The organism is Dactylosporangium aurantiacum (genome assembly GCF_000716715.1).
GTDB classification, from domain to species: Bacteria; Actinomycetota; Actinomycetes; order Mycobacteriales; family Micromonosporaceae; genus Dactylosporangium; species Dactylosporangium aurantiacum.
Genome location: NZ_JNYJ01000086.1, coordinates 15,876 through 40,082, shown reverse-complemented (window position 1 = coordinate 40,082; position 24,207 = coordinate 15,876). Strand labels below are relative to the sequence as shown.

The window sequence follows — 24,207 nt, the reverse complement described above, 5'->3', positions numbered from 1 at the left end:
CGTGCCGGTCACTGTCCGGCCCCCACGGCCGCGACGGTGGGCCGGGCGGTCACGGCGTCGAACGCGGTGAAGAATCGGTCGATGTCCGCCGCGGTGAGCTGGCCCATGTTGGCCAGCCGGAACGAGCCCGCGACGCGGTCCTGGACGGCGTAGATGACGAACCCGTGCTGTTTGAGCCCGTCGTGCAGCTGGTCGTAGGTGAGGTCGCCGCCGAGCCAGGCGTTGGTGATCGAGGCGGCCCGGTGCGGTGGTGGCAGCAGCAGCGCCACGCCGCGGTCGGTGAGCCCGGTCCGGAGCTGTTCGGCGCGGGCCCGGTACCGTTCGCCGCGGCCCGTGACCGTCTCGGCGAGGGTCAGGTCGAGGGCGACGTCCAGGGCGCGCAGCACCTGCAGCGCCGGGGTGAACTGGGGCGCGCCGCCGGCGACCTGCGCCCGGTAGCCGGCGTGCAGGTCCAGGTAGAAGGTGCGGGCCGGGATCGCGGCGAGCGCGTCGAACCCGGCTCGGGTACCGAGGACGAAGCTGATGCCGGGCAGGCCTTCCAGGCATTTGTTGGCCGTGCCGACGCACCAGTCGACGTGGTCGGCGACGACGTCGAGGTCCTCGGCGCCGATGCTGGAGATGGCGTCGAGGATGAGGGAGCGGCCGTGCCGGGCGGTGAGCCGGCCGACGTCGCCGGCGGGGTTGAGCATGCCGGTGCTGGTCTCGTGGTGGACCAGCCCGACGTGGCTGAGCCACGGCTCGGCGGTCAGGGCCCGCTCGACGGCGTCGAGGTCGACGGGGTTGGCCCAGCCGAACTCGAGGCGCCGCACGGGAATGCCGTGCACCTGGGCGATGCGGTGCAGCCGCTCGCCGTAGTGGCCGTTGTCGAGCACGAGGAGCCCGCCGGTGGCCGGCACGACGGAGGAGACCGTCGCCTCCAGCGCGGCGGTGCCGGATCCGGTGAGCAGCACCGCGGTGTGCGCGTCGCCGCCGCCGGCGACGGTGGCGAGCTTGCCGCGGACCCGGGCGAGCAGTTCGCGGGTCTCGGGCTCGCGGTGGCACTCGTCCGGCGAGGCGATGGCGGCCCGGACCCGTTCGTCGACGTTGACGGGTCCGGGGTTCATCAGCACGACACGGGTCATCGGTGCGCTCCAACGGCGATCAGGGTGCGAGGGGTGGCCGGCGGCCACTCGGACATGGGGGCGAGCAGGTGCCGCATCGGGCGGGTCCGCTCGCCGCGGGCGATGACGCATTCGACGCCGTCGCGGGCCAGCGCGGCGAGTGCGGCGACCTTGCCGTCCATGGCGCCGGTGGCGTTGCCGGGCTTGTTCCACAGCAGGCCGCGGATCTCGTCGAGCCGGTGCGGGTCGACCTCGGGAAGGACGTCGCCGCCGCCGGTGAGGATGCCGGGCACGTCGCTGAGCGCGACGACCCGCAGCGGCCGGAACCGTTCGGCGGTGAACAGCGCGGGGACCTCGTCGCTGCTGAAGATGCGCAGGGTGCCGCCGGCGGTGACGACGAAGTCGCTGGACAGCACCGGCAGCGCGCCGGCGCGCAGGAGCCGCTCGACGGCCTCGGTCTGCACGACGGTGCCGTCCGGGCGTTCGGTGTACATGGCGGACACCTGCAGCGGCACCGCCCGCACGCCGTGCGCCCGCAGCCGGGTCGTCCACGCCCACCGCATCGCGAACGCGGGCTCGGTGAGGGCGACGGCGGCGTACGCGTCGGCGCGGTCGGCCTTGATGCGCATGCCGACCGGGTGGCACAGCGGCCCGCCGCCGGTGACGAGCACGATCCGGCCGGGCTGCTCGGCGTGCAGGTCGGCGATGCGGGCGGCGAAGTCGTCGATCGCCGCGTAGTCGGTCCCGCCGGTGCTGTACTTGTCGGTCAGGACGCTGCCGCCGACCTTCAGCACCAGCAGTGTCGGTTCCCCCGTGATCCCGCTCATGTCGTCTCCTCCGCTGCGCTCCGGCGCCGACCTGAGCTCCACCCTGCGCCGCTCATGTCGTCTCCTCCGCTGCGCTCCGGCGCCGACCTGAGCTCCACCCTGCGCCCATGATTCGCAGCCCTCCGCTCCGCTGCGGGCCGCTCATGTCCGCGGCACGTTCGAGGCGGCGGCGCCGGTGTGCCGGTGCACGTCGAAGAGACGGGCGAGGAACGGCTGTTGCCAGGTCGCGGTCCGGCCGTCCATGGCGCCGTAGCTGTCCAGGTAGGACAGGTCGGCGGGGCGCAGCACGTCGAGCACGTCGGCGGGGATCGAGGCGGGGAACAGGATCGCGGTGAAGTGCAGCGCGTAGTACGCGATGGCCTCCGCGCCCAGCTCCTGGACCCGCTTGACGAACTGGGCCCAGTCGTCGGGCCCGCGCTGCGCGGCGACGAGGCTCAGGTCCAGGAACTTGCTGAGCTGCAGGTCCTGGCTGTCCTCGATGAAGTGCAGGCTGGTGGCCTCCTTCTGCAGGTGCGAGCACAGGTCCAGCAGCCGGTCGTCGGGGGCGGGCACGGCGGCGAGGGTGCCGCACAGCACCGCCGGGACGGCCCGGTCCAGCAGCTCCGCGGCGGTGGCGGAGATCCCGGAGCGCTGCTGGAAGATGTCGTGGCACAGGTCGACGTTGAAGTCGAGCACGTCGGGGCGGCCGGCCGGCTTGCGGTAGGGCAGCTGGTTGCTGAGGTTCACCCGCCAGAACACCTGCGTCTGGCGGCTGAACGGCTCGATGCGTTCGCCGTCGTCGGCGACGGTGCCCTGGGCGTACCCGAGCCGCACCAGGACCTCGTGCGCGGCGGGGGCGTCGGCGCGGTCGATGAGCACGTCGAGGTCGGCGATGCGGCGCAGCGCGGGGTCGTGGTACTCCCCTTCGCCGAGTGAGAAGCCCTTGCGCACGGCGAAGCGGATGCCGGCGGCGTTGAGCTCGTCGAAGACCCGGCCGAACTCGTCGGCGAGGGCGAGGTTGCGGGTGCGGTTGCCCAGGTACGCGGTGGTGAACACCCACGGGTAGGGGAACGCTCCGCCGGCGGCGGTCTTGCGGTCCAGGCGGTGCCGGTCCACGAGCCGCCCGACGAGCGGCAGCATCTTGTGCCGGGCGGACGCCTCCAGGAACGCGCCCCAGTCGAGGTCGGGGCGGGCGGCGAGGGCGCGCACGGCGGCGACCTCGTCCGGGGTCAGCCGCAGCGTGGCGAGGGCGAGCAGGAGCTGGGCGTGCGGCGGCAGGCCGGACACGGTCAGTTCAGCGGTGTGGTCGGGCATGGTCACTGCGCCTCTCGGGTGACGAGCCCGGCCAGGGCCCGGTGGTCGGTCTTGCCGTTGCCGGTGAGCGGCAACGCGTCCAGCACGAGCAGGTGCTTGGGCACCATCGCGTCGGGGAGCTCCTCGGCGAGGAACTTGAGCAGCTCGGTGTCGTCGGTGCCGGCGGTGCGCAGCGTGACGAACGCGGCGAGGGCGGGGCGCCCGTCGGCGGTGGTGACGACGGTGACGGCGCACGCGTCGACGGCGGCGTGGCGGCGCAGGACGACCTCGATCTCGTCCAGTTCCATGCGCACGCCGGCGACCTTGACCTGCCGGTCGATGCGGCCGAGGTAGAAGACCAGGCCGTCGGCGATGCGGGCGGCGTCGCCGGTGCGGTACAGCCGGCCGGTCGGCGAGTGCGGGTCGAACGGGTCGGCGAAGAACGCGCCGGCGGTGGTGTCCGGGTCGTTGACGTAGCCGAGGCCGACGGCGACGCCGCCGACGAACAGCTGCCCGGTCTCGCCGGGTTCGGCGGCGCGCCAGCCGGCGCTGTCGTCGTCCTCGGTGAGCAGGTACAGCACGGCGTTGGGCACGGGGGCGCCGACCGGCAGCCGGGGCAGGTCCAGGTCGGCGGGGCGCACCTCGTGGTGGGTGACGTCGTCGGAGCATTCCGTCGGCCCGTACGCGTTGAGCAGCCGTACGTGCGGGGCGATGGTGAGCACCCGCCGGGCCAGTCCGGGGTGCAGCTCCTCGCCGGTGGAGATGAGCCAGCGCAGCCGCGCCAGCGACCCGGCGCCGCGCCGCTCGGCGTCGTCGGCGACCCAGCCGACCATCGTCGGCACCAGCTCCACGACGGACACGGCGCCCCGGTCGAGCAGGCCGGTGAGGCGGCGCGGGAACGCCAGGTCGGCGTCGCGGGCGACGACGACGGTGGCGCCGGCGACCAGCGGGGTGAGCATCTGCCAGATCGAGATGTCGAAGACCAGCGGCGCGCTGAACGCGACCCGGTCCCCGTCGGTGATGCCGAGGTCGTGGACCTTCGCCCACAGGTGGTTGGCCATCCCCTGGTGCTCGACGAGGGCGCCCTTCGGCCGTCCGGTGGTGCCGGAGGTGAAGATGCAGTAGCGGGGCTCCCGGGCGTGGTCGCGCCGCGCCGGGCGCGCCGGCTCGTCGCCGGGCGCGCCGTCGCGGATCAGCTCGCCGAACACGTGCACGGTCGCGCCGGCGTCGGCGGCGGCCGCCCTGGCCGCGGCGGTGTCGGCGGTGCCGTCGGCGTAGTCCAGCAGGTGCCGGGCGCCGCTGACGGTGAGCACGGCCGCGGTGCGCCGCTGCGGCCACTGCGGGTCCACCGGCAGGTAGACGGCGCCGAGGCGCTCCAGGGCCAGGAACGTCACGATGGTGTCGGCGCTGCGGGGGCCGGCGGCGGCGACGAGGTCACCGGCGTGCACGCCGGCCGCGGCGAGCGCGCCGGCCAGCCGCCGGGCGTGCCCGGCCAGTTCGGCGTAGCCGAGCACCCGGTCGCCGTCGGTGACGGCGGGCGCGTCGGGGCGGGCGGCGGCGTGGCGGGTGACGTGCTGCAGGACGCCGGTGGTGAGGTCGACGTCGAGCGGGTTGCGCAGGGCGAGGGCGGTGGCCCGGCCGGCGGCGCCGGGGGTGAGCGGCAGGGCGGCGCACACGGCCGTGCCGGGTGCGGTGGCGGGTGGCGGCGGGTTCATCGGGCCGCCCCGTGCCGGCTCAGCTCGTGGAAGAACCCGTCGACGGTGGTGACGTCGCCGTGGTCGGTGGCGTGGCGGTGCACGGTGGCGCCGACGACGAGGTCGAGCACGCCGAGGCCGAACGGTGAGAAGATCACCGGCCGGTCCGCGGGCACGGTCACCGCGCCGGTGAGCACGTCGTACAGGGTGCCGTCGATGAAGTCGCGGTGGCCGGTGCGCTGCTCGGTGAGGTGCACGGAGGTGTTGGCCTTGAGCACGTGCTCGACGTCGTCGACGATGTTGGCGGCGCCGAGGACGACGTCCTCGCCGAGGTCGCGCAGCGACACGTGCAGCACCAGCGGGTGGTGCGCGAACAGCGCCGGGTCGTGCAGGTGCGGCGTGGCCGCGGTGGTGGCGAGCACGACGACGTCGCTGTCGCGGATCAGCGCCGCGGCGCTGTCGTGGACGCGGACGTCGGCGCCGCCGCCGAGCACCCGCTCGGCGAATGAGGTGGCGTAGCCGGCGTCGAGGTCGTGCACCGCGTACTGCTCGACCTTCCAGTCCAGCTCGGACAGGTAGGCGTGGATGTAGCGGGCGATGAGCCCGGCGCCGATGTAGCCGACGCGGCGGGGGGTGTCCCGGCCGGCGACCAGGGCGCGGGCGGCGACCGCGGCGGACGCGGCGGTGCGCACGGCGCTGATGATGGAGCCTTCCAGGCACGCGAACGGCACGCCGGTGCGGGCGTCGTTGAGGATCAGCAGCGCCGAGGCGCGCGGGATGCCCAGCGCCAGGTTCGTCGGGAAGCTGGAGATCCACTTGATGCCGTCCACGGCGACGTCGCCGCCGACGGACGCGGGCAGCGCGATGATCCTGGCGCTGGGCCGGTCCGGGAAGCGCAGGAAGTACGACGGCGGGTTGACCGTGTCGCCCTGGCCGTGCAGGCGGTACGCGTGCTCGACGAGGTCGATGAGCTCCCGGCGCCGGCCGTGCAGGGCCCGCTCGACGGCGGCGCCGGACACGACCGAGAAGGCGGGGATGGTGTCGTCAGCGGCCACGGTCGTCCTCCAGTTCGCCGTACAGCCCGGTGATCCATGCGTCGTCGTAGATGGTGTCGACGTACCGCTCGCCCATGTCGGCGGAGATGGCGACGGTGGTGAGCCGCTGGGCGGGGTCGTGCTCGCGCAGCCACCGCTCGGCGCCGGCGACGACGGTGCCGGTGGAGCCGCCGAACAGGAACCCGCGGCCGGCGAGCCGGCGGCACATGCGCACCGAGGCCGGCTCCTCGACCCGCACCAGGTCGTCGATGAGGTCGGCGGTGACCAGCGGCATCGGCTCGCTGGCGCCCAGGCCGGGGATGTGCCGGGGTGCGGCGGGCAGGCCGAAGTTGATCGAGCCGACGCTGTCGACGCCGACAATACGCACGCCGGCGCGGTTCTCCCGGAAGTAGCGGGAGCAGCCGGCTAGGGTGCCGCCGGTGCCGACGCCGACGAACAGCACGTCGAGGTCGGGGAACTCCTTGGCGATCATCGGGGCGGTCGACTCCTGGTGGGCGATCCAGTTCGCCGGGTTCTCGTACTGGTTGAGCCACGTGTACCGCGGGTCGGCGGCGCACAGCTCGCGGATGCGGGCCTTGCGGGCGGTGAGGTAGCTGCCGGTGGCGTCGGGCTCGGCGACGACCTCGACCACGCTGCCGAAGGCGCGCATGAGCTTCAGCGCGGTCGGGTTGCACTTCGGGTCGGTGACGCAGTGGAAGCGCAGCCGGTTCGCCGCCGCGACCAGGCTCAGCGCGACGCCGAGGTTGCCCGAGGAGGACTCCACGAGCACCGAGTCGCTGGTGATGGCGCCGCTGGCGAGGCCCTGCGCCACCATCGCGACGGCCGGGCGCAGCTTGACCGACCCGGCGAGGTTGAGCCCGTCGCAGCGCAGCCGCAGGTTCAGGCCGAGCTCGGCGCGCAGGTCGACGTACAGGTCGCTGTCATGGAGCTCGTCGGCTCGGGAGATGACGGCCACCGCGCTCAGGCCTCGAGCTTCTGCCACTCGGCGAGGCGCTGCAGGTCGAAGATGTCACGCACCGAGGCGATCGAGCCCTCCACGACGGTCGAGTCGCCGTGGCGCAGGATCGCCGCGTACGTGTCGCGCAGCGCGGCGACGGTGGCGCGCAGCCCCTGGTTGGCGTAGATGACGACGGAGACGCCGGCGGCGCGCATGTCGTCGATCTGCCAGTCGGGGTAGGTGGTCGGCACGACCACGACGGGGACGCGGAAGTCCCAGCCGTCCAGGAACGCCATGATCTGGTCGCGGGTCTTGGCCTTGGAGTGGATGAGGACCGCGTCGGCGCCGCTGTCGGCGTAGGCGCGGCAGCGTTCGAGGGCCTCGGCGACCGGCTGGCCGACGATGAGCGCCTCGGTGCGGGCGATGAAGAACGTCTCGGGTGAGGTCTGCGCCCGCTTGGCGACGCTGATCTTGGTGGTGAACTCGCCGGTGTCCAGCAGGTGCTGGCCGGTGCCGACGAAGCTGTTCATCTTCGGGAAGCGCTTGTCCTCCAGGCAGACGGCGGTGATCCCGGCGGCCTCGTACTCGTGCATCATGTGCGCGACGTTCATCGTGCCGCCGTAGCCGGTGTCGCAGTCGGCGACGACCGGGATCTGCAGCACCTTCTGGATGTTGGCCGCCGCCTCCAGGTACTCCGACATCGTCAGGATGCTGGCGTCGGGCACCCCGCGGCAGGCGGAGACCTCCAGGCTGGAGGACCACACGGCGTCGCACCCGGCCTCCTCCGCGAGCAGCCCGCCGAGCGCGTGGTTGACGCCCGCGACGCGCACGAAGGCCCGCTCTTCGAGCACGGTGCGGAAGGACGGGTAGGTCAATCGCTGCATTTCGATCCCCCGGTTCGCTGGTCGGCTGTGACGTCCGCCGAAGTTAGTGATGTCCGACGATTTAGTCAAGCTTGACAAACACCTTGTCAATAATTGCCAACCGCTGTTACGTTCGGCGCGAGCACCGAGCAGACAGCGACCACAGGGGGACGTCACGACCATGACCAGTGCGACCATCGCGACCCAGCCACGCACCCTCGCCGCACCGCCGCAGACGTTCCACACGTTCTCCGCCGGGGCGCAGGAGGAACTCGCGTCCTATGTGGACATGCTGGACCGCGGCCAGCCCGAAGGGCGCGTCGACGACCTGGCGGTCGACCTGGGCGCCGTGCCGGCCTTCACGGCGGAGGTCGAGGCCACCCGCGCGGTCATCGACGCGTCGCCGCACTTCATCGTCTACGACCGGGTGTCCGGTGTGGACACCCTGCGCGGGCAGGCCATCTACACGTGGGTGCTCGGCCACGCGCTCGGTACGCCCATGGTGCAGAACACCGACGGCTGGCGGCTCATCGAGGTCTACGACCGCGGCACCGGCCGCACGATCGCCGAGGGCGCCCGCTACCACCAGACCCGCCAGGGCTCCTACATGCACAACGACGCGGTCAACGACGTCGACCCGATCGACTACCTGCTGCTGTCCTGCGGCCAGGCGGCCCTCGTCGGCGGCGAGAGCATCCTGGTCGACGCCGTGGCCGTGCACGAGGCGCTGCGGGCGCACCCGGAGGTGCTGGCCGAGCTGGAGCGGGAGTTCTGGTTCGAGAAGCGCGGCATGGCGCTGGAGCCGGAGTTCTTCCGTTCGCCGATCATCCGGTACTCCCCCGACGGGGCCGCACTGGTCCGCTACTTCCGCACCTACATCGAGGTGGCCCACGAGAAGCTCGGCGAGCCGCTGAGCGAGGCCACCGCCGCCGCGCTGGACATCTTCGACGCCGTGATGGACCAGTCCTCGGTGCAGATCCGGGTCCGGCTCGACCAGGGCCAGATCCTCGTCTCCGCCGACGACCGGTTCCTGCACACCCGCACCGCGTTCGCCGACCGCCGCCCGCCGCGCCCGATCGACATGCGCACCGACCGGCCGGAGGACGTCAACCGGTACATGTTCCGCATGTGGTCGACGAAGCAGCCGGCGAGCTAGCCCGATGGAGATCACCTCGGCCGAGGAGCTGCGGGCGCTGACCGGCGAGGCGAACCCGGTCGTGTACCGCAAGGCGACCGCGGTCCTCGGCCCGCTGGAGCGGGAGTGGTTGGCGCACTCCCCGCTGTGCCTGCTGGCCACGTCGGCCGCCGACGGCACCTGCGACGTGTCGCCGCGCGGCGACCCGCCCGGCTTCGCGCTGGTGCTGGACGAGCACACCGTCGCCCTGCCCGACCGGCCCGGCAACCGCCGCCTCGACAGCTGGCTCAACGTGCTGGGCAACCCGCACGTCGGGCTGCTCTTCCTGATCCCGGGTCGGGGCGACACGCTGCGGGTCAACGGCCGCGCCGCGCTGGTGCGCGACGAGCCGTGGTTCGAGCGGATGGTGGTGCGTGGCCGTCGGCCGCAGCTCGCGCTGCGGGTGCGCGTCCAGGAGGCCTACTTCCACTGCGCGAAGGCGTTCCTGCGTGGCGACGTGTGGCGGCCCGAGACCTGGGCGCCGGATGCGGTGTCCTCGCGGGCCCGCATCGCCCAGGCGACGGAGTGGACGGACAAGTCGCTGGCCGAACTGGAGGAACGGTACGGCCCGCAGTACGAGCAGCGGCTGTACTGACGTGGACGGTCACGGCCAGTCGATGGATCGCAGCATGTCGGCCCCCCTGCCTGCCACCGGGCTACCGGCCGGCGGGCAGCAGCGGGTGGACGACGGCCCACAACCCGCCGGGCGTCGCGAAGCTCTCCCGGGTCAGCGACTCGTCGGGCAGCAACACCCCGTAGGCGTCCTCCAGGTCGGCGGCGAGCTGCACCACGGCGAGCGAGTCCAGGCCCAGCTCGAACAGCCGGTCGTCGGGGCGCAGCGGCGGCGTGCCCGGCGCGAGGTGCACCCGCAGCACCTCCTCGAACCGGTCGTCCCAGGCCCTTCCGGTCGTGCTGCCGGTCGTGCTGTCCAACGGCGTCGTCATCGCACGTCTCCCAGTCGTGAACGGGGTCCGTCGTGCGCCGGTCCCGGCTACGGGCGCGCACGACCCAGGTCTCGCCCGGTGACGCCGACGCAGCGTTGAGTCCTTGCCCCCGTGGCGTGCGGCCGGCGAACACATCGATGAACTGCGTTGCGGCCCTCGGTGCACTGTATGACGGCACGATGTTGACCTGCAAGCATCCGAAATGTGAACGTAAAAAGCTGACGACGAACATCATGTTTCTGACCAGCGGATCCACGATCCGACAAGATCTCTCATGATTTTTCGAGGAGAGTCGCCAGATGTGGACATTTCACTCCATCATGCCACGCCACGTATCCAGAACGTCTCACCCCGTTAACGCAACGGATTGCGGGACCGTACGCACAGACATAGCATCTGCCGATGCCTGATCGGATGCCCGTCCGCTTCACCGGCAACCACGGCAGCGGACCACTCATGTGGGGACAGATCGCGATCTGGGACGTCTTCGTCTGGCTGTCGCCGGACGAGTGGCACACGCTCAACCTCATCCGCCGTGTCGAGGTCCCGCCCGGCACCACCCTCGACACGGTCCGCGACGCGCTGCGCGCGCTGCTGGAGCGGCACGACGTGCTGCACAGCCGCTGGCACCCCGGCGAGCCCGACCCGACGCAGACCGTCGAGGGCGAGGGCGAGGTCCTCGTCGAGCTGATCGAGACGGCCGACCTCGACGGCACCGCCGACGCGACCGCCGCCCGGCTGCTGGCGCCGCCGTTCGACCACGCCGCCGACCAGCCCGTCCGCCTCGCCGTGCTCACCGGCGACGGGCAGCCGCGGCTGATCGTCATGGTCGTGTCGCACATGGCCGTGGACGGCTGGAGCATCCAGATCGTCGCCGACGACCTGCGCGAGCTGCTGCGCGACCCGACCGGCGGCACCCTGGAGCCGGCCGGGCAGCAGCCCCTGCAGCGGGCCGCCTACGAGCGCGGCGACCTCGCCCAGCAGCGGCAGGAGCGGGCGCTCGCCTTCTGGGCCAGGCACATGACGACGCTGCCCGCCGCGATGCTCACCCCGCTGCCGTCCACATCGGACGGTGGGCCGGACTGGGGCGAGATCCGCTCCCCCGCGCTTGCCGTCGCCGCCCGCGCGCTCGCCCGGCGCAACGGCCTCAGCGACTCCCAGGTCGTGCTCGCCGGCGCCGGGCTGCTGCTCGCCCTGTACACCGGCAGCGACGGCGCCGGGCTGCGGGTGCTGGTCGCGACCCGCTTCCAGCCGCAGAGCCGCCGCCTCGTCGGCGCCTTCAACCAGAACGCGCTCTTCCGCGTCGACGTCCCCGGGTCAGGCACCGCCGGCGACTACTTCCGCCACGCCGGCGCCGCCGCCCTCGCCGCCAGCCGCAACAGCGAGTACCACCCGCGGCGCCTGGAGGAGCTCGTCGCCGGGATCGCCGCACAGCGCGGCATCGAGGTCGGCGGCTACTGCTTCTTCAACGACGTGCGCTACGACACCGGCCCCGCCGGTGAGGACCCGCCGGACGGCGACGCGCTCGCCGACGTGCTCGCCAAGGCCCAGGCCGCGACCGAGCTCATCCGCCTCGATGACACCCGCACCCAGATGACCAGCAAGTTCTTCCTGTTTCTCAGGGAGCTCGGCGACCGGGCCGTGCTCCAGCTCAGCGCCCACCCGGCGTTCCTGCACCCCCGCACGGCCGCCGACGCCCTCGGTGACCTCGAGCGCGTGCTCGTCATGGCCGCCGCGGACGACACCCTCACCATCGCCACCCTGCGCGGCGAGTTCGGAGCACAGCCGTGAAGACCGACGAGATCCTGGTCGACGCCCGCGACCTGGTGAAGACGTACAACAGCGGGCTGCGCGCCGTGGACGGCATCACCTTCCAGGTCCGCCGCGGCGAGGCCTTCGGCGTCCTCGGCGCCAACGGCGCGGGCAAGTCCTCCACGATGCGCATGGTCGCGTGCACCTCCCCGGTGTCCGGCGGCACGCTGCGCGTCCTCGGCGGCGACCCCGACCGCGACGGCGCCGCGGTCCGCGCGCGTCTCGGCGTCGTGCCGCAGGAGGACAGCGTCGACACCGACCTGACCGTGCGGGAGAACCTGCTCATCTACGGCCGCTACTTCGGCATGCGCTGGGCCGACATCACGCGGCGCACCACCGAGCTGCTGGAGTTCGCCCGGCTCACCGAACGCGCCGACGAGCAGGTCAGCAACCTGTCCGGCGGGATGCGCCGGCGGCTCACCATCGCCCGCGCCCTCATCAACGACCCGGCGATCGTGCTGCTCGACGAGCCCACCACCGGCCTGGACCCGCAGGCGCGGCACCTGCTCTGGGAACGGCTCTTCCAGCTCAAGCAGGACGGCGTGACGCTGCTGCTCACCACGCACTACATGGACGAGGCCGAGCAGCTGTGCGACCGGCTCATCATCATGGACGGCGGGAAGATCATCGCCGAGGGCACCCCGGCCGACCTCATCGCCCGGTACAGCACCCGCGAGGTCCTCGAGCTGCGCTTCCCCGCCGCCGAGCGGGAGGTCGCCGCGGAGAAGCTGCAGGGCCTCACCGACCGCGTCGACGTGTTCGCCGACCGGGTCCTGCTGTACACCGCCAACGGTGAGGAGACCCTGGCCGCCGTGCACGAGCGCAAGGTCACCCCGCTGACCGCGCTGGTGCGCCGCTCCACCCTCGAGGACGTGTTCCTCACCCTGACCGGCCGGACGCTGGTGGACTGATGAGCACCCTCGCCCTCACCAACCAGACGTTCCGCGAGACCCGCTACTGGCTGCTGCGGTACCGCCGCACCTGGCGCGGCAGCATCGTCATCAGCGTCGTCAACCCGCTGCTGTTCCTGATCGCCATCGGCGTCGGTCTCGGCGAGCTCGTCGCCGACCCGCAGGCCCTACCGGGCGGCACCTACCTGCGCTTCGTCGTGCCCGGGCTGCTCATCGCCGCCGCCATGCAGACCACCTACGTCGAGTCCGCCGGACCGGTCTTCCAGTCCATCCGCGGCCGGCACAACTACCAGGCCGCCGCGGCGACCCCCATGTGGCCGGAGACCATCTTCTACGGCCACCTCGTGTTCATCATCCTGCGCGTGGCGGTGACCTCGCTGCTCTTCGCCGTCGTCGCGGCCGCGATGGGCGCCCTGGACCCGCTGCGCGGGCTGCTGGTCGTCGGCTGTGCCGTGCTCGTCGGCTGCGCGTTCGCCCCGTGCGTGGCCGCGATGGCGGTCCGGGTGCGGCGGCTGTCCACGATGGTGGCGATCCTGCGGTTCATCGTCATGCCCATGTACATGCTGTCCGGCACGTTCTTCCCGCTCGGCACGGTCACCCCGATGCTGCGCTGGATCGCCCAGGCCACCCCGCTGTGGCACGGCGTCGAGCTGGCCCGCGACGCCGCCGTCGGCACCGCCACGCCCACCGGCGTCGCCGTCCACGCCGGCTACCTCACCGCCATGACCTTCGCCGGGCTGTACTTCGCCCGCCGCAACTTCCGCCGAAACCTCTACGTCTGACGGGGGCCAGCATGCCGACGACAGCCAGCACCCTGCTCAACCCGCTCAGCGGGCCGCTGCGCCGGGGACGCGCCGCGGCCATGGTCGAACGCAACCTGTTCATCTACCGGCACACCTGGTTCGTCCTGGCCGCCGAGGTCTTCGAGCCGCTGCTGTACCTGCTCGCCTTCGGCGTCGGCATGGGCCTGCTCATCGACGGCGTGCCGGGCCTTTCCGACAGCGCCGTCAGCTACCCGCAGTTCGTCGCGCCCGCCCTGCTGGCCACCGCCGCCATGAACGGCGCGATGAACGAGACCACGTTCAACATGTTCGGCAAGCTCAAGACCGACCACACCTACGAGTCGATCCTCACCACCCCGATGACCGTGCGGCTCGTCGCGTTCGGCGAGGTCTGGTGGGCGCTGCTGCGCGGGTTCATCGTCGCCACCGGCTTCCTCGCCGTGGTGTCCGCGTTCGGCCTGGCCCACTCCCCGTGGGTGCTGCTCGCCCTGCCGGGCGCCCTGCTCACCGGGTACGCCTTCGCCGCCGTCGGCCTGCTCGTCGTCACCTATCTGCGCACGTTCCAGGACTTCCAGCTCATCCAGCTGGTCATGCTGCCCATGTTCCTGTTCGCCACCACGTTCTACCCGCTGACGGTGTACCCGCGCCCGATCCAGCTGCTCGTGGAGGTGCTGCCGCTGTACCACAGCATCGAGCTGGTCCGTCAGCCGTTCCTCGGCGCGCCCGGCCCGCAGCTGCTGGTCTCCGCCGCGTACCTCGCCATCCTGGGCACGGCCGCGCTGGCCCTCGCCGTGCGCCGCCTGGGCGCCACCCTGCGCCGGTGACACGGCCCCGCGACGCCGTGCGGGCCGGTACCGAGCTTTCCGAGCTGGTCGTGCCGCCTCACCTGGTGGTGAAGGCGCCCCCGTTCAGGTGCAGGGTCTGGCCGGTGAGGTGCCCGGCGTGCGGGGACAGCAGGAACAGCGCGGTGCCGACCACGTCGTCCGGGGTGCCGGTGCGGCCGCTCATCGTCTGCAGACGTAGCTGCTGTTCCCGGTCGGCCGTCATGCCGCCGCGGAAGAACTCGGTGTCCGCGATGTAGCCGGGCGACACGCAGTTGACCCGGATGCCGCGCGGGCCCAGCCGGCCGGCCAGACCGACCGCGTACGCCGAGACGGCCGCCTTGGCCGGGCCGTAGAACCCCACGCCGCGCTCCGCGGCGATCGATCCGAACAGCACCACGGATGCCCCGTCGGCCAGGTGCGGCTCCAGCGCGGCACAGGTCAGCACGGCGGACCGCAGGTTGCTGGCAAGAGTCTCGTCCAGCAGGGCGGCAACGCCCTTGAGGTCGCCCGGATCAGGCCGGCCGATGGCCGGATTGCCGCCGGCGCACAGCACCAGGCCGCGTACCGGCTCGTCGATGGTCGCGGCCATCTTCGCGGCGTCGTCCGGGTCGGCGTTGTCGCAGACCAGGTGGCGGACCCGGCCGCCGGACCCGTGGGACACCGCGGCCAGCGGGCCGGCGCGCCGCCCAGTGATCAGCACGGGTTCGTCCAGCGCCAGCGCGATCGCCCGGCCGATACCCGTACCGCCTCCGGTGATCACGTACATGACTCCTCCGTTAAGGTCTAAACGATCGATTGGTTAAGACCTTAACGTAGACTTCCGGCATGAGCACAAGTCCCGACCGGGCCGGCGGGATCGAGGCGGCATGGCGCCGCGAGCGCCCCGACCTGGATCCCTCGTCGATCGCGGTGATCACCCGCATCTGGCACCTGGCGAAGGTCTTCGCCGACGAGCGGCGCCGCCTGCTCGTCACCCTCGACATCGATCCGGCGCTGCTCGACCTGCTCGGGACGCTGCGGCGCTCCGGCGAACCGTACACACTCACGACCCGCGAGCTGGCCGAACACACCCTGGTCACGGCCGCCGCGATCTCCCAGCGCCTCAACCGGGCGGAACGGCACGGGTGGGTGATGCGGGAACCCGGTGACGGCCGCCGGGTGCTGGTGCACCTGACTGCCGCCGGCCGGGAACTGGTCGACCGCGTGGCCAGCCGCGTCTTCGACCGGGAGAACGAGCTGCTCGCTGCGCTCACCCCCGAGCAACGGCGGGATCTCGCCGGCCACCTGGAACGCCTGGTGCACGCGGTCGCCGGTCCCGGCCCCATGCCACCGGTCGGGTGAGCCGGCCGTACATCTCGGACGGGGCGTGACCCCGCCCGGATGACCCGCGGCGCGTACCCTCGATCCGTGCCGACCGCCCCTCCCTCGCCGCCGACTTCCTCACCGCCGGCGACGTGGTGCAGGCCGATCATCCCGCCGTCCGCGCGGCGGCGGCGCGGCTGCGCGCCGGGCACCCGGACGACACCGGCTTCGCCCGGGCTGCCTTCGAGTTCGTCCGCGACGAGGTGCGGCACTCCTTCGACGCCGGCGACCCGCGCGTCACCGTCAGCGCCGCGGAGGTGCTCGAGCACCGCGTCGGGCTCTGCTACGCCAAATCGCACCTGCTCGCCGCGCTGCTGCGGGCGCAGGGCGTCCCGGCGGGGCTGTGCTATCAGCGCCTCGCCACGGGCGGCGGCGGGTTCGTCGTGCACGGCCTCGTCGCGGTCCACCTCGACGGGCGCTGGCACCGGCAGGACCCGCGCGGCAACAAGCCCGGCGTCGACGCCCAGTTCTCCCTCGACGTGCCGCGGCTGGCGTTCACCCTCGACCCGGCCGCCGGCGAGCGCGACTACGAGCCGGTGCACGCCGCACCGGACCCGGGTGTCGTCGCCGCGCTGCGCGCCACCACCGACGTGCTGAGCCTGCGCACCGCGGGCCTGCCGTCCACCACCGCGACCGACGCCGCCGCGGAGCGCGAGCTGACCGACCTCATCCGTGGCAGCGCGTGGATGACGCGGGTGCTCGCCGCGGTCCGGGACGCCCGCGTCCCCGACGCCTGGACCGGCGCCGGGGCGCTCCGGGACCTCGTGTGGGGTCCGCGGTACGGGTCAGGCTTCGACCCCGGGCGGGTCCGTGACGTGGACGTCGCGTTCTTCGACCCGGCCGACCTGAGCCCCGGCAACGAGGACCGGGTGACCGAGCGGCTGCGCCGGCGGCTGCCCGGCGTGCCGTGGGAGGCGAAGAACCAGACGGCCGTGCACACCTGGTACGCGGCGACCTTCGGCGGCGGACCCGTCGCGCCGCTCACCTCGATCCGGGACGCGATCGGGACCTGGCCGGAGACCGCGACGGCCGTCGTGGTGCGGCTGCGCGACGACGACGGCATCGAGGTGTGCGCGCCCTTCGGCCTCGCCGACCTCCTCGACGGCGTCTGGCGCCGCAACCCGCGCAGTGTCACCGCCGAGCGGTCCCGGGCCCGGCTGGCCCGCCACGACCCGGGTACGCGCTGGCCCGGGGTGACCGTCTTCGCCCCCTGACGGGCCGACCGGCGCGTTACGCGCGCTCCAGGCGCCCGGCCAGGTCCTCGATCGCCGCGTCGACCTGTGCCCGGTCGAACCCGCGCAGCACGACGCGCAGGCTCGCCCGGCGCAGCGCGGCGGCGGCGTCCGCACGCGCGGCCCGGTCGGCGCCGGTGAGTGCGGCGCTCGCCGACGCCAGCAACGCGTCGACGGCGCGGGGATCGTATCCGCGCAGCACCACGGAGAACACGAAGGAGTCCACGGCATCAGTCTCGCGGCCGTGTCAACCGCGGTCAGTCGCGCGGCGGGGGGCACGGCGCGGCGGAGCATCCGCGGCCGGGCCGGTCACCGCGCCGGCTCAGCGTCCGGCCCGGTAGAACGCGACCCGGCCGAACCGGACGCGTCCGTGACCGTCCACTGCCGGGTCGCTGAGGCCCGCGGCGGCCATCGCGGCGATGACCCGCTCCGGCTGGACGGCGGCGAGCCGGGGGTGCCGGCCGTGCCCACCGGCGATGTCGACGACGTGCAGCTGGCCTCCGGGCCGCAACACCCGCCGCACCTCCCGCAGCGCCCGGCCGCGTTCGTCGTCGTCGAGGTGGTGCAGCATCAGTGACGACAGGACGCGGTCGACGCTGCCGTCGGGCAGCGGCAGCCGGCCGGCGTAGGCGCGCTCGAAGCTGATCTGCAGGCCGGCCCTGGCGGCCTTGGCGCGGGCGCGGCGCAGCGAGGCGGCGTCCGGGTCGATGCCGATGGCCTCCACGGTGGGGCTGCGGCGCACGAGCGCGCCCAGCAGTGTGCCCGTGCCGCAGCCGACGTCCAGCACCCGCTGCCCGGGCTGCGGGTCGGCCCGCTCCAGCAGCTGCGCGTGGACGCGGCGGACGCCCGCGAGCCGGCAGAACGGGTCGTAGAAGGGCAGCAGCCACCGCACGCCCATGGCGGGCAGATACGCCTGTTCGGTCATGTCACGCTCCTGAGAGTCCGACGATCGTTGGGTCGTACGCTCAGTCTCATGGCCGGTGAAGCCGCCGACAGTGGTGCATCTGCGGTGATGATGCGACGATCCTTGGTGCCGGTCGGTCGGACCGGGGACGGCACGCCCGTCTATGGGCTCGGCCGTGCGCCCGGCGTGGTGCCGGTCGCGGCGTCCCGCCTGCCGGGCCCGGTCCCGCAGCCGGGGGTCGGCACGCACGCGCACGACTTCCTCGTGCTGCTGTATGCGCACCGGGCCGACGCCACCGTGTCGATCGACCACCGCACGTGGACGGTCACCGACGGCGACCTGTTCGTCCTCGCACCGGGGCAGGTGGTCGGGTTCACCGGCACGCAGCGGGTCGCCGAGGACGGCTGGGTGGTGTGGTTCCCGGCGGACGCCGTGCGCCACGGCGCGTCCGCGTCGTGGCGGTCCCACCCGCTGCTGTTCCCGTTCGCCCGCGGCGCGGACCGGGCGCAGCGGCTACGGGTGCCGTCCGCCGACCGGCCCGACTGGATGGCGCGGTTCGCGGCGCTGGACACGGAGCTGCACACCCGCCGGGACGGCCACCAGGAGGCCGCGCTCGCCCATCTGACGCTGCTGCTGGTCGGGGCCGCCAGGCTCTCGGCCGACGTCGCCGGCGAGCTGCGCTCGGCCGACGAGCCGCTGCTCGCCGCCGTCTTCGACGTCATCGAACAGCGCTACCACGAGCCCATCTCGCTCGCCGACGTCGCCGCCGAGCTCGCCCTCACCGCCGGTCACCTCACGACGGTCGTGCGCCGCCGGACCGGCCGGACCGTCCAGCAGTGGATCACCCAGCGTCGCCTGCAGGAGGCGCGGGCGCTGCTGGCCGAGACCGACCTGACGGTGGCGGCGATCAGCCGCCGCGTCGGATACCCGGACGCCAGCTACTTCATCAAACGGTTCCGCGCCGAGCACCGGGTGACCCCGGCGCGATGGCGCGGCACAGGCTGACGGCCGCCTGGTCAGTCGCGCAGCGGGGTGCGGCGGGGGCGCACGACGCGGTGGGTGATGCGCCATCCGGCGGGAGTGCGCTCGACGGTGTCCTCGTAGGTGACGCTGTCGACCGAGCCGTCGGTCCTGACGCCGAGGCCCTTGGACAGGGCGTGCACGACGCCGTCGTCAATCTCGCGCAGCACGATGTTGGTGACGTGGTGCGCGACGGGGTTGCCGTCGCCGAGGGCCAGGGCGGCCTCGCGGGCGCCGGCGAGCCCGGCGAGGGGTGTGCCGCCGAGAGCGGACACGTCGTAGACGACGTCCTCGGTGAACAGCGCCGTCAGGCCGTCGAAGTCGCCGCGGTCGGTGAGGTGGCCGTGCAGCTTGATCAGGTCCGTGATGGTGGTCCGGTCGTCCACGCTGATGCTCATGACAGTCCCTCCGCCGTAAGTGGGGACCTCCCCACTTAGTCGCCGGTACCGTATACGGGGATGTCCCCGGACAGCAAGCGCGGCCCGCGGGCCGACGCGTCCCGCAACGCCGCCCGGCTCGTCGCCGCGGCGCGCGAGGTGCTGGCCGAGGCCGGCAACGACGCCGCGTTCGACGTGATCGCCCGCCGCGCCGGCGTCGGCAACGCGACCCTGTACCGGCACTTCCCGACCCGCGCTGATCTGCTCGTGGCCGTCTACGCCGACGAGGTCGCCGCCCTGTGCGACCGCGGCACGCGGCTGCTGGAGGCGCCCGAGCCGGTGGACGCGCTGTTCGCCTGGCTCGACGAGTTCACCGTGCACGTCGCCACCAAGCGTGCGCTCGCGCTGGCCGCCACCGAGGAGACCGCCGAACGCCGCACCGCCCTGTTCCACCAGTGGCACGCGGCGATCACCTCCACCGCCGACCGCCTCGTCGACCGGGCCCGGCCCGCCCTGCGCGACGAGGTCACCGCCCTGGACCTGCTGACCCTCGCCAGCGGCGCCGCCGCCACCACCGGCGCCGCCCACGCCCGCCGCCTCGTGGCGCTGCTGCGCACCGGGGTCACCACCGGCGGCTGACGACGCGGCGGCCCGGCGCCGCGGGGCCGTTTCGGCCGGCACGCACGGGTAGTCATCCCCCGGCGAGGCCGGCGGTGTCGCACCGGCCGGCACCGACGCGTGCGAGGAGGGCATGATGCGCTCGTTGCTGTTTCCGGACGACCAGCAGTTCTGGTACGAGACCCTGCGCTGCCTCGGCCACACCGCATACGGCGGCGCGGACATCGGCGAGGTCGTGAGCACCGCCGAGGCCATCACCGGCGGCGATTACGACGGCTGGCACGACCAGTGGCTTTCGACCGCCGACCGGATCGCGCACGCCGCGGACAAGTCGGCGATGGCCGGGCACCGGCACAGCGCGCGCGACGGGTACCTGCGCGCCTCGAACTACTACCGGACCGCCGAGTTCTTCCTGCACGGGCGGCCCGACGATCCCCGCATCCCGCACGCCTACGACCGCAGCGTCGCCTGCTTCCAGACCGCGGCCGGACTCATGACGCCGGCGATCGAACCGCTCGAGATCCCCTACGAGGGCACCACGCTGCCCGGGTACTTCTACCAGGGCGGCGCGACCGGCGAGCCGCGCCCGACCGTCGTGATGTGCCACGGCTTCGACGGCCCGGTCGAGGAGCTGTACTTCTACGGGGCCGCGGCCGCCGCCGAGCGCGGCTACCACGTGCTGGCCTTCGCCGGGCCCGGCCATCCGGGTCCCCGGCACCGGCAGGGCCTGGGCTTCCGGCCCGACTGGGAGCACGTGGTCGGCCCGGTCATCGACTACGCGCTGACCCGCACCGAGATCGACCCGAACCACATCGCGCTGCTCGGTCTCAGCATGGGCGGCTACCTCATGCCCCGCGCCGCCGCCTTCGAACCCCGCCCGAACGCGCTCATCGCCCTGGACGGCGTCTACGACCTCGGCGACTGGGTCACCACGGCGGTGCCCGGCGACCGCGCCGACATCGACCCCCGGCTGCGCGCCGCGGAGGACCGTGAGATCGACGCCGTGATCGCCGAGCGGGCCGCGGCCGACCCGACCGTCAGATGGGCGGTCGACCAGGGCATGTGGAGCACGAACGCGCCGACGCCGCGGGCGTTCTGCGCGGCCTTCCTCGACTACCACCTCCGCGACGGCCCGCGTCTTCGGGCGGGGCGGGGTGGGCCCCCGGCCGGGGGCGCCCGCCCCCCCCCCCCCCCCCGGGGGGCCGGGCCGGCGGGCCGCCCCCCCCCCCCGGCCCGGGGGGCCCGCGAAGGGGCCCCCCCCCGCCGTGACGCCGTTGCGGCTGGAGCCGACGGCCGGCCAGGGCGCGGCGCGGGTCTCACGCGTCGACCGGACGGCCGAACGTGACCGCGTCGCGCACGGCGGCCGGGGTGCTGTCGTGCAGGCCCCGGTCCGGGCCCGCGCCGAGCGCGTCGTTGACCGTGGAGAACGCCAGGCGCAGCGCGACGAGCACCGTCATGGTGAAGATCTGCGGGTCGGTGAAGCCGGCGTCGCGCAGCTGCTGCACGTCCTCGGCGGTGGTGCCGTTCGGGGCGCGGGCGACCTTGCGCGCCCAGCCGGCCATCGCCCGTTCGGCGGGGCTGAGCCGCTCGTCGGTGCCGGCGACGACGCCGGCGGCGGTCCGCTCGTCGGTGAGCTCGGCGAGCTTGCGGCCCCAGGCGAGGGTGCAGTACGCGTCGCCGAACGCCGACGTGGCGGCGGTGACGAGGATGCCGCGCTGGCGCAGGTCGAACCGGTCCACCGCGTTGGCCACGCCCATCAGCTCGAACAGCCCGGTGACCGTGGCCGGCTGGTAGTTCCACAGGCGGGTGCAGTTCATCACGTACCCCAGCTCGGCGAGGTCCTCGTCCAGCAGGCGTTGCGCGTCGGTGGTCGCCTCGGGGGCGGCGAGAAACCCGGCGGTGTCCACGGTTGCTCCAGTGCTCGGCGGTGCGGTGACCGTCCCAGCGTCGCCGCCGCCGCACGCCGGCACATCCGTGCGGGGCACGGAAAAGCGGCACGGATGGGATGTCCGCGCCGGACGCCGCCCAGCAGAATGCGGACATGACCGTTGAGGGGGCCGGCATCACCGCGCGTGAGGCGGAGGTGCTGCGCGCGATCGGGGAGCGGTTACGCAACCGGGAGATCGCCGAGCGGCTGCACGTGTCGGTGCGCACCGTGGAGAGCCACGTCGCGGCGCTGCTGCGCAAGCTCGGCGCCGCCGACCGGGCGGCGCTGGTCGAGGCCGGTGCCGCGCTGCGCCGCCCGCCGCGGCCCGCGCTGCCGGCGCCGCTGACCACGCTCGTCGGCCGGGAGCGGGAGTCCGCGGAGGTCGGTGCGCTGCTCGCCGGGCACCGGCTGGTCACGCTCACCGGGCCGGGCGGGGTCGGCAAGACCCGGCTGGCGTTCCACGTGGCCGGGGCCGGCGGTGACGTGCGCCTCGCCGACCTCGCCCCGGTCGCGCCGGACCTCGTCGGTGACGTCGTCGCGCGGGCGCTGGGCGTCGTGCCGGAGCCCGGCTGGTCCCTGCCGGAGGTCCTCGGCGACGCCGCGGCCGGCCTGCGCGGCCTGTTGCTCGTCGACAACTGCGAGCACGTCGTGGCGGCCGCCGCCGAGGTCGTCGCCGCGCTGCTGCGGGCCGGTGGGGGGTTGCGGGTGCTGGCCACCAGCCGGGAGCCGCTGGGCGTGCCCGGCGAGGTCACGTACCAGCTGCGCACCCTGGACGTGCCGCCGGACGGTGCCGACACGACCGCCGGCATCGCCGGGCTGGCGGCCGTGCGGCTGTTCGTCGACCGGGCGGCGACCGCGGCGCCGGGCTTCGCCCTCACCGACGCCGTCGCCCCCGCGGTCGCGGCGCTGTGCCGGCGCGTCGACGGGCTGCCGCTGGCGATCGAGCTGGCCGCGTCGCGGCTGCGCACGTTCGGCCCGGCCGAGCTGGTCGAGCACCTCGACCAGCGCTTCGACCTGCTGTCCGCGGGCGCCCGGACCAGCGGGCCGCGGCACCGCACACTGCGCGGCGCCGTCGACTGGAGCTACGAGCTGCTCGACGCCGACGAGCGGGCCCTGTTCGACCGGCTCGGCGTGTTCCCCGCCGACTTCGACTTCGACGCGGTGCGGGCGGTGCACGGCCCCGGCGGCGAGGCGGCGCTCACGGTGCTGCCGCGGCTGGTCGACAAGTCGCTGGTGACCGTGGTCGGCGGGGAGCCCAGGAGGTTCCGGCTGCTGGAGACGCTGCGGGCGTACGCCGCGGAGCGCCTCGCGGCCGGTGGCGGCGAGCCCGCCGCCCGGGCCCGGCACGCCGCGCACTACCTGGCGTTCGCCGGCCGCGCCGCCGACGGGCTGCGGCACGCCGGGCAGCGCGACTGGTTCCGGCGGGCCGCGGCCGAGCAGCCGAACCTGCGCGCGGCGCTGGCGTACCGCGTCGGGACCGGCGACACGGACGCCGCCTGGCGCTGCGTCGCCGACCTGGAACGGTTCTGGGACCTGGCCGGGCAGCGTCGGGAGGCGCACGAGTGGATCCAGCGGATCCTGGAGCTCGGCGACCCGGCCCCGACGCCCGCCGCCGTGGCCGGGCTCGCCGCCGCCGCTGCGCTGCTGCACCCCGGCGACGCCCGCACCGCCCTGGACCTCGCCGAACGGGCGGCGCGGCTCGCCCGGGGCCAGGACCGGCCGACCCGGGCCGTGGCGGCCCGCGCGGTCGGCATGTGCGCGATGTGGATCCGCCCGGACGCGGCACGGCCCGCGCTGCACGACGCGCTGGCCGGGTTCGACGACCCGTGGGACCGGGCGCTCACGATGCAGGGGCTCGTGCCGATCTCGCCGGCGCTCAGCGAGGCGCTGCAGTGGGGCCGCGACAGCGTCACGCTGTTCCAGCGCGCGGGCGACCAGGTGTACGCCGCCAACACGCTGTTCATGATGGCGCAGCGGGCCATGTCGGCCGGGATCGCCGACGAGGACGTCCGCGGCTGGCTGGCGCGCAGCCGGGCGATGGCCGAGGCGGCCGGCAGCGAGGCCGACGTCGCGCACGCCGGGGTCGGCCTGGCGAACCTGGCCTGGGTCCGCGGCGAGGACGCCGACGCGGCGGACCGGATGCGGGACCTGCTGCCGACGCTGCGCCGCCTCGGCGACCGCCGCTGCGCGGGCCGCGCCCTGTACGTCCTCGGCGAGCACGCCCGGCGCACCGGCGACCTGGCCCGGGCGGCGGAGCTGCTGCCCGCCGCCGCCGGGGCGATCCTGGTCGCGGGGCAGTCGGTGGTGCTGGTGCAGGCCCTGGAGGCGCTCGCCGCGCTCGCCGCCGACCAGGAGCGGCCCGGGACCGCCGCGGTCCTGCTCGGCGCCGCCGCCCGGCAGCGCGAGTCGGCCGGGGCACACCTGCGGCCGTTCCGGCCGGCGGACGAGGACCTGCGCCGCCGCCTGGCCGGGGCCCTCGGCGCCGAGGCGTTCGGCAGCGCGTACGCGCAGGGCCGCGAGCTGGCCCCGGCGGAGGCCTTGCGGAGATATACCCTACTAAGTCTATAGTATT

General features: G+C 73.9%; 25 protein-coding genes. 12 read left to right on the top strand and 13 right to left on the bottom strand.

Annotated elements, in window-relative coordinates; all coding sequences use genetic code 11:
- Nucleotides 1-8: 8 nt before the first annotated feature.
- The 7 genes from OP18_RS48895 to OP18_RS48865 form a co-directional block, all read right to left on the bottom strand.
- Nucleotides 9-1,121, bottom strand: a complete 1,113-nt coding sequence (locus OP18_RS48895) for a pyridoxal-phosphate-dependent aminotransferase family protein (RefSeq protein WP_033367347.1) — start codon at nucleotides 1,119-1,121, stop codon at nucleotides 9-11.
- On the bottom strand, nucleotides 1,118-1,927 hold the full coding sequence (locus OP18_RS48890) for an amino acid kinase family protein (protein WP_033367346.1): 810 nt from the start codon (nucleotides 1,925-1,927) through the stop codon (nucleotides 1,118-1,120). Before OP18_RS48890 ends, OP18_RS48895 begins: the two co-directional genes overlap by 4 nt.
- Nucleotides 1,928-2,068: 141 nt before the next feature.
- Nucleotides 2,069-3,220 (bottom strand): nucleotidyltransferase domain-containing protein, encoded by a 1,152-nt coding sequence (locus OP18_RS48885; RefSeq protein ID WP_052388509.1) that lies wholly within the window; start codon nucleotides 3,218-3,220, stop codon nucleotides 2,069-2,071.
- A 2-nt stretch (nucleotides 3,221-3,222) separates the two neighbouring features.
- Nucleotides 3,223-4,914, bottom strand: coding sequence for an amino acid adenylation domain-containing protein (locus OP18_RS48880; RefSeq protein WP_033367345.1), 1,692 nt, complete (start codon nucleotides 4,912-4,914; stop codon nucleotides 3,223-3,225).
- Nucleotides 4,911-5,948 (bottom strand): 2,3-diaminopropionate biosynthesis protein SbnB, encoded by a 1,038-nt coding sequence (gene sbnB / locus OP18_RS48875; RefSeq protein WP_033367344.1) that lies wholly within the window; start codon nucleotides 5,946-5,948, stop codon nucleotides 4,911-4,913. The genes OP18_RS48880 and sbnB overlap by 4 nt, the downstream gene beginning before the upstream one ends.
- Nucleotides 5,938-6,930, bottom strand: coding sequence for a 2,3-diaminopropionate biosynthesis protein SbnA (gene sbnA / locus OP18_RS48870; protein WP_211273914.1), 993 nt, complete (start codon nucleotides 6,928-6,930; stop codon nucleotides 5,938-5,940). Before sbnA ends, sbnB begins: the two co-directional genes overlap by 11 nt.
- On the bottom strand, nucleotides 6,909-7,769 hold the full coding sequence (locus tag OP18_RS48865) for an isocitrate lyase/phosphoenolpyruvate mutase family protein (RefSeq protein ID WP_033367342.1): 861 nt from the start codon (nucleotides 7,767-7,769) through the stop codon (nucleotides 6,909-6,911). The genes sbnA and OP18_RS48865 overlap by 22 nt, the downstream gene beginning before the upstream one ends.
- Nucleotides 7,770-7,929: 160 nt before the next feature.
- On the opposite strand from OP18_RS48865, the gene OP18_RS48860 reads away from it, so the two are divergent.
- Nucleotides 7,930-8,904, top strand: coding sequence for a TauD/TfdA family dioxygenase (locus tag OP18_RS48860; RefSeq protein ID WP_033367340.1), 975 nt, complete (start codon nucleotides 7,930-7,932; stop codon nucleotides 8,902-8,904).
- Nucleotides 8,905-8,908: 4 nt separating this feature from the next.
- Entirely contained in the window at nucleotides 8,909-9,517 is a 609-nt protein-coding gene (locus OP18_RS48855; RefSeq protein ID WP_033367338.1) for a pyridoxamine 5'-phosphate oxidase family protein, read from the top strand.
- 61 nt (nucleotides 9,518-9,578) lie between these two features.
- On the opposite strand, the gene OP18_RS48850 is transcribed toward OP18_RS48855, so the two are convergent.
- Nucleotides 9,579-9,866, bottom strand: coding sequence for a phosphopantetheine-binding protein (locus OP18_RS48850; RefSeq protein ID WP_052388508.1), 288 nt, complete (start codon nucleotides 9,864-9,866; stop codon nucleotides 9,579-9,581).
- A 402-nt stretch (nucleotides 9,867-10,268) separates the two neighbouring features.
- Here OP18_RS48850 and OP18_RS48845 point away from each other — a divergent pair, with 402 nt between their 5' ends.
- The 4 genes from OP18_RS48845 to OP18_RS48830 are packed head-to-tail and all read left to right on the top strand — an operon-like array spanning nucleotide 10,269 to nucleotide 14,195.
- Nucleotides 10,269-11,657 (top strand): condensation domain-containing protein, encoded by a 1,389-nt coding sequence (locus tag OP18_RS48845; RefSeq protein WP_081971795.1) that lies wholly within the window; start codon nucleotides 10,269-10,271, stop codon nucleotides 11,655-11,657.
- On the top strand, nucleotides 11,654-12,589 hold the full coding sequence (locus OP18_RS48840; protein ID WP_033367336.1) for an ABC transporter ATP-binding protein: 936 nt from the start codon (nucleotides 11,654-11,656) through the stop codon (nucleotides 12,587-12,589). Before OP18_RS48845 ends, OP18_RS48840 begins: the two co-directional genes overlap by 4 nt.
- Nucleotides 12,589-13,371, top strand: a complete 783-nt coding sequence (locus OP18_RS48835; protein ID WP_033367333.1) for an ABC transporter permease — start codon at nucleotides 12,589-12,591, stop codon at nucleotides 13,369-13,371. The genes OP18_RS48840 and OP18_RS48835 overlap by 1 nt, the downstream gene beginning before the upstream one ends.
- Before the next feature lie 11 nt (nucleotides 13,372-13,382).
- Complete coding sequence (locus OP18_RS48830) at nucleotides 13,383-14,195, top strand: ABC transporter permease (RefSeq protein WP_052388506.1); 813 nt, start codon at nucleotides 13,383-13,385, stop codon at nucleotides 14,193-14,195.
- 58 nt (nucleotides 14,196-14,253) lie between these two features.
- Here the strand turns inward: OP18_RS48830 and OP18_RS48825 are convergent, their stop codons facing one another.
- A complete protein-coding gene (locus OP18_RS48825) occupies nucleotides 14,254-14,961 on the bottom strand; it encodes an SDR family NAD(P)-dependent oxidoreductase (protein WP_033367331.1) in 708 nt (235 codons plus the stop codon).
- Nucleotides 14,962-15,020: 59 nt separating this feature from the next.
- On the opposite strand from OP18_RS48825, the gene OP18_RS48820 reads away from it, so the two are divergent.
- Together OP18_RS48820 and OP18_RS60110 are read left to right on the top strand one after the other, a co-directional pair.
- The gene (locus OP18_RS48820) at nucleotides 15,021-15,536 is read left to right on the top strand and encodes a MarR family winged helix-turn-helix transcriptional regulator (protein WP_033367329.1); all 516 of its coding nucleotides are present in this window, start codon (nucleotides 15,021-15,023) and stop codon (nucleotides 15,534-15,536) included.
- A 113-nt stretch (nucleotides 15,537-15,649) separates the two neighbouring features.
- Complete coding sequence (locus tag OP18_RS60110; RefSeq protein WP_211273913.1) at nucleotides 15,650-16,771, top strand: nucleotidyltransferase family protein; 1,122 nt, start codon at nucleotides 15,650-15,652, stop codon at nucleotides 16,769-16,771.
- 16 nt (nucleotides 16,772-16,787) lie between these two features.
- On the opposite strand, the gene OP18_RS48805 is transcribed toward OP18_RS60110, so the two are convergent.
- Together OP18_RS48805 and OP18_RS48800 are read right to left on the bottom strand one after the other, a co-directional pair.
- Nucleotides 16,788-17,015 (bottom strand): DivIVA domain-containing protein, encoded by a 228-nt coding sequence (locus OP18_RS48805; RefSeq protein WP_033367327.1) that lies wholly within the window; start codon nucleotides 17,013-17,015, stop codon nucleotides 16,788-16,790.
- Nucleotides 17,016-17,111: 96 nt separating this feature from the next.
- Complete coding sequence (locus OP18_RS48800; RefSeq protein ID WP_033367325.1) at nucleotides 17,112-17,714, bottom strand: class I SAM-dependent methyltransferase; 603 nt, start codon at nucleotides 17,712-17,714, stop codon at nucleotides 17,112-17,114.
- Between the two features lie 90 nt (nucleotides 17,715-17,804).
- On the opposite strand from OP18_RS48800, the gene OP18_RS48795 reads away from it, so the two are divergent.
- Nucleotides 17,805-18,698, top strand: a complete 894-nt coding sequence (locus OP18_RS48795; RefSeq protein ID WP_052388512.1) for a helix-turn-helix transcriptional regulator — start codon at nucleotides 17,805-17,807, stop codon at nucleotides 18,696-18,698.
- An 11-nt stretch (nucleotides 18,699-18,709) separates the two neighbouring features.
- Here the strand turns inward: OP18_RS48795 and OP18_RS48790 are convergent, their stop codons facing one another.
- Nucleotides 18,710-19,111 carry a nuclear transport factor 2 family protein gene (locus OP18_RS48790; RefSeq protein ID WP_033367321.1) on the bottom strand — a complete coding sequence of 134 codons (402 nt, stop codon included), beginning with the start codon at nucleotides 19,109-19,111 and terminating at the stop codon, nucleotides 18,710-18,712.
- Nucleotides 19,112-19,171: 60 nt separating this feature from the next.
- Here OP18_RS48790 and OP18_RS48785 point away from each other — a divergent pair, with 60 nt between their 5' ends.
- A complete protein-coding gene (locus OP18_RS48785; RefSeq protein WP_033367319.1) occupies nucleotides 19,172-19,729 on the top strand; it encodes a TetR/AcrR family transcriptional regulator in 558 nt (185 codons plus the stop codon).
- Between the two features lie 115 nt (nucleotides 19,730-19,844).
- On the top strand, nucleotides 19,845-21,053 hold the full coding sequence (locus tag OP18_RS48780; RefSeq protein ID WP_211273912.1) for an alpha/beta hydrolase family protein: 1,209 nt from the start codon (nucleotides 19,845-19,847) through the stop codon (nucleotides 21,051-21,053).
- Here OP18_RS48780 and OP18_RS48775 read toward each other — a convergent pair.
- Nucleotides 21,025-21,615, bottom strand: a complete 591-nt coding sequence (locus OP18_RS48775) for a carboxymuconolactone decarboxylase family protein (RefSeq protein WP_033367316.1) — start codon at nucleotides 21,613-21,615, stop codon at nucleotides 21,025-21,027. The genes OP18_RS48780 and OP18_RS48775 overlap by 29 nt on opposite strands.
- A gap of 134 nt (nucleotides 21,616-21,749) precedes the next feature.
- Here OP18_RS48775 and OP18_RS48770 point away from each other — a divergent pair, with 134 nt between their 5' ends.
- Nucleotides 21,750-24,203, top strand: coding sequence for an ATP-binding protein (locus OP18_RS48770; RefSeq protein WP_162189939.1), 2,454 nt, complete (start codon nucleotides 21,750-21,752; stop codon nucleotides 24,201-24,203).
- Nucleotides 24,204-24,207 lie beyond the last annotated feature (4 nt).

What these genes read in the sequence shown, in the direction of transcription:
- OP18_RS48895 (WP_033367347.1), bottom strand. Translation starts at nt 1,121, where the DNA reads ATGACCCGTGTCGTGCTGATGAACCCCGGACCCGTCAACGTCGACGAA.
- OP18_RS48890 (WP_033367346.1), bottom strand. Translation starts at nt 1,927, where the DNA reads ATGAGCGGGATCACGGGGGAACCGACACTGCTGGTGCTGAAGGTCGGC.
- OP18_RS48885 (WP_052388509.1), bottom strand. Translation starts at nt 3,220, where the DNA reads ATGCCCGACCACACCGCTGAACTGACCGTGTCCGGCCTGCCGCCGCAC.
- OP18_RS48880 (WP_033367345.1), bottom strand. Translation starts at nt 4,914, where the DNA reads ATGAACCCGCCGCCACCCGCCACCGCACCCGGCACGGCCGTGTGCGCC.
- OP18_RS48865 (WP_033367342.1), bottom strand. Translation starts at nt 7,769, where the DNA reads ATGCAGCGATTGACCTACCCGTCCTTCCGCACCGTGCTCGAAGAGCGG.
- OP18_RS48860 (WP_033367340.1), top strand. Translation starts at nt 7,930, where the DNA reads ATGACCAGTGCGACCATCGCGACCCAGCCACGCACCCTCGCCGCACCG.
- OP18_RS48855 (WP_033367338.1), top strand. Translation starts at nt 8,909, where the DNA reads ATGGAGATCACCTCGGCCGAGGAGCTGCGGGCGCTGACCGGCGAGGCG.
- OP18_RS48850 (WP_052388508.1), bottom strand. Translation starts at nt 9,866, where the DNA reads ATGACGACGCCGTTGGACAGCACGACCGGCAGCACGACCGGAAGGGCC.
- OP18_RS48845 (WP_081971795.1), top strand. Translation starts at nt 10,269, where the DNA reads ATGCCTGATCGGATGCCCGTCCGCTTCACCGGCAACCACGGCAGCGGA.
- OP18_RS48835 (WP_033367333.1), top strand. Translation starts at nt 12,589, where the DNA reads ATGAGCACCCTCGCCCTCACCAACCAGACGTTCCGCGAGACCCGCTAC.
- OP18_RS48830 (WP_052388506.1), top strand. Translation starts at nt 13,383, where the DNA reads ATGCCGACGACAGCCAGCACCCTGCTCAACCCGCTCAGCGGGCCGCTG.
- OP18_RS48825 (WP_033367331.1), bottom strand. Translation starts at nt 14,961, where the DNA reads ATGTACGTGATCACCGGAGGCGGTACGGGTATCGGCCGGGCGATCGCG.
- OP18_RS48820 (WP_033367329.1), top strand. Translation starts at nt 15,021, where the DNA reads ATGAGCACAAGTCCCGACCGGGCCGGCGGGATCGAGGCGGCATGGCGC.
- OP18_RS48800 (WP_033367325.1), bottom strand. Translation starts at nt 17,714, where the DNA reads ATGACCGAACAGGCGTATCTGCCCGCCATGGGCGTGCGGTGGCTGCTG.
- OP18_RS48795 (WP_052388512.1), top strand. Translation starts at nt 17,805, where the DNA reads ATGCGACGATCCTTGGTGCCGGTCGGTCGGACCGGGGACGGCACGCCC.
- OP18_RS48790 (WP_033367321.1), bottom strand. Translation starts at nt 19,111, where the DNA reads ATGAGCATCAGCGTGGACGACCGGACCACCATCACGGACCTGATCAAG.
- OP18_RS48785 (WP_033367319.1), top strand. Translation starts at nt 19,172, where the DNA reads ATGTCCCCGGACAGCAAGCGCGGCCCGCGGGCCGACGCGTCCCGCAAC.
- OP18_RS48780 (WP_211273912.1), top strand. Translation starts at nt 19,845, where the DNA reads ATGCGCTCGTTGCTGTTTCCGGACGACCAGCAGTTCTGGTACGAGACC.
- OP18_RS48770 (WP_162189939.1), top strand. Translation starts at nt 21,750, where the DNA reads ATGACCGTTGAGGGGGCCGGCATCACCGCGCGTGAGGCGGAGGTGCTG.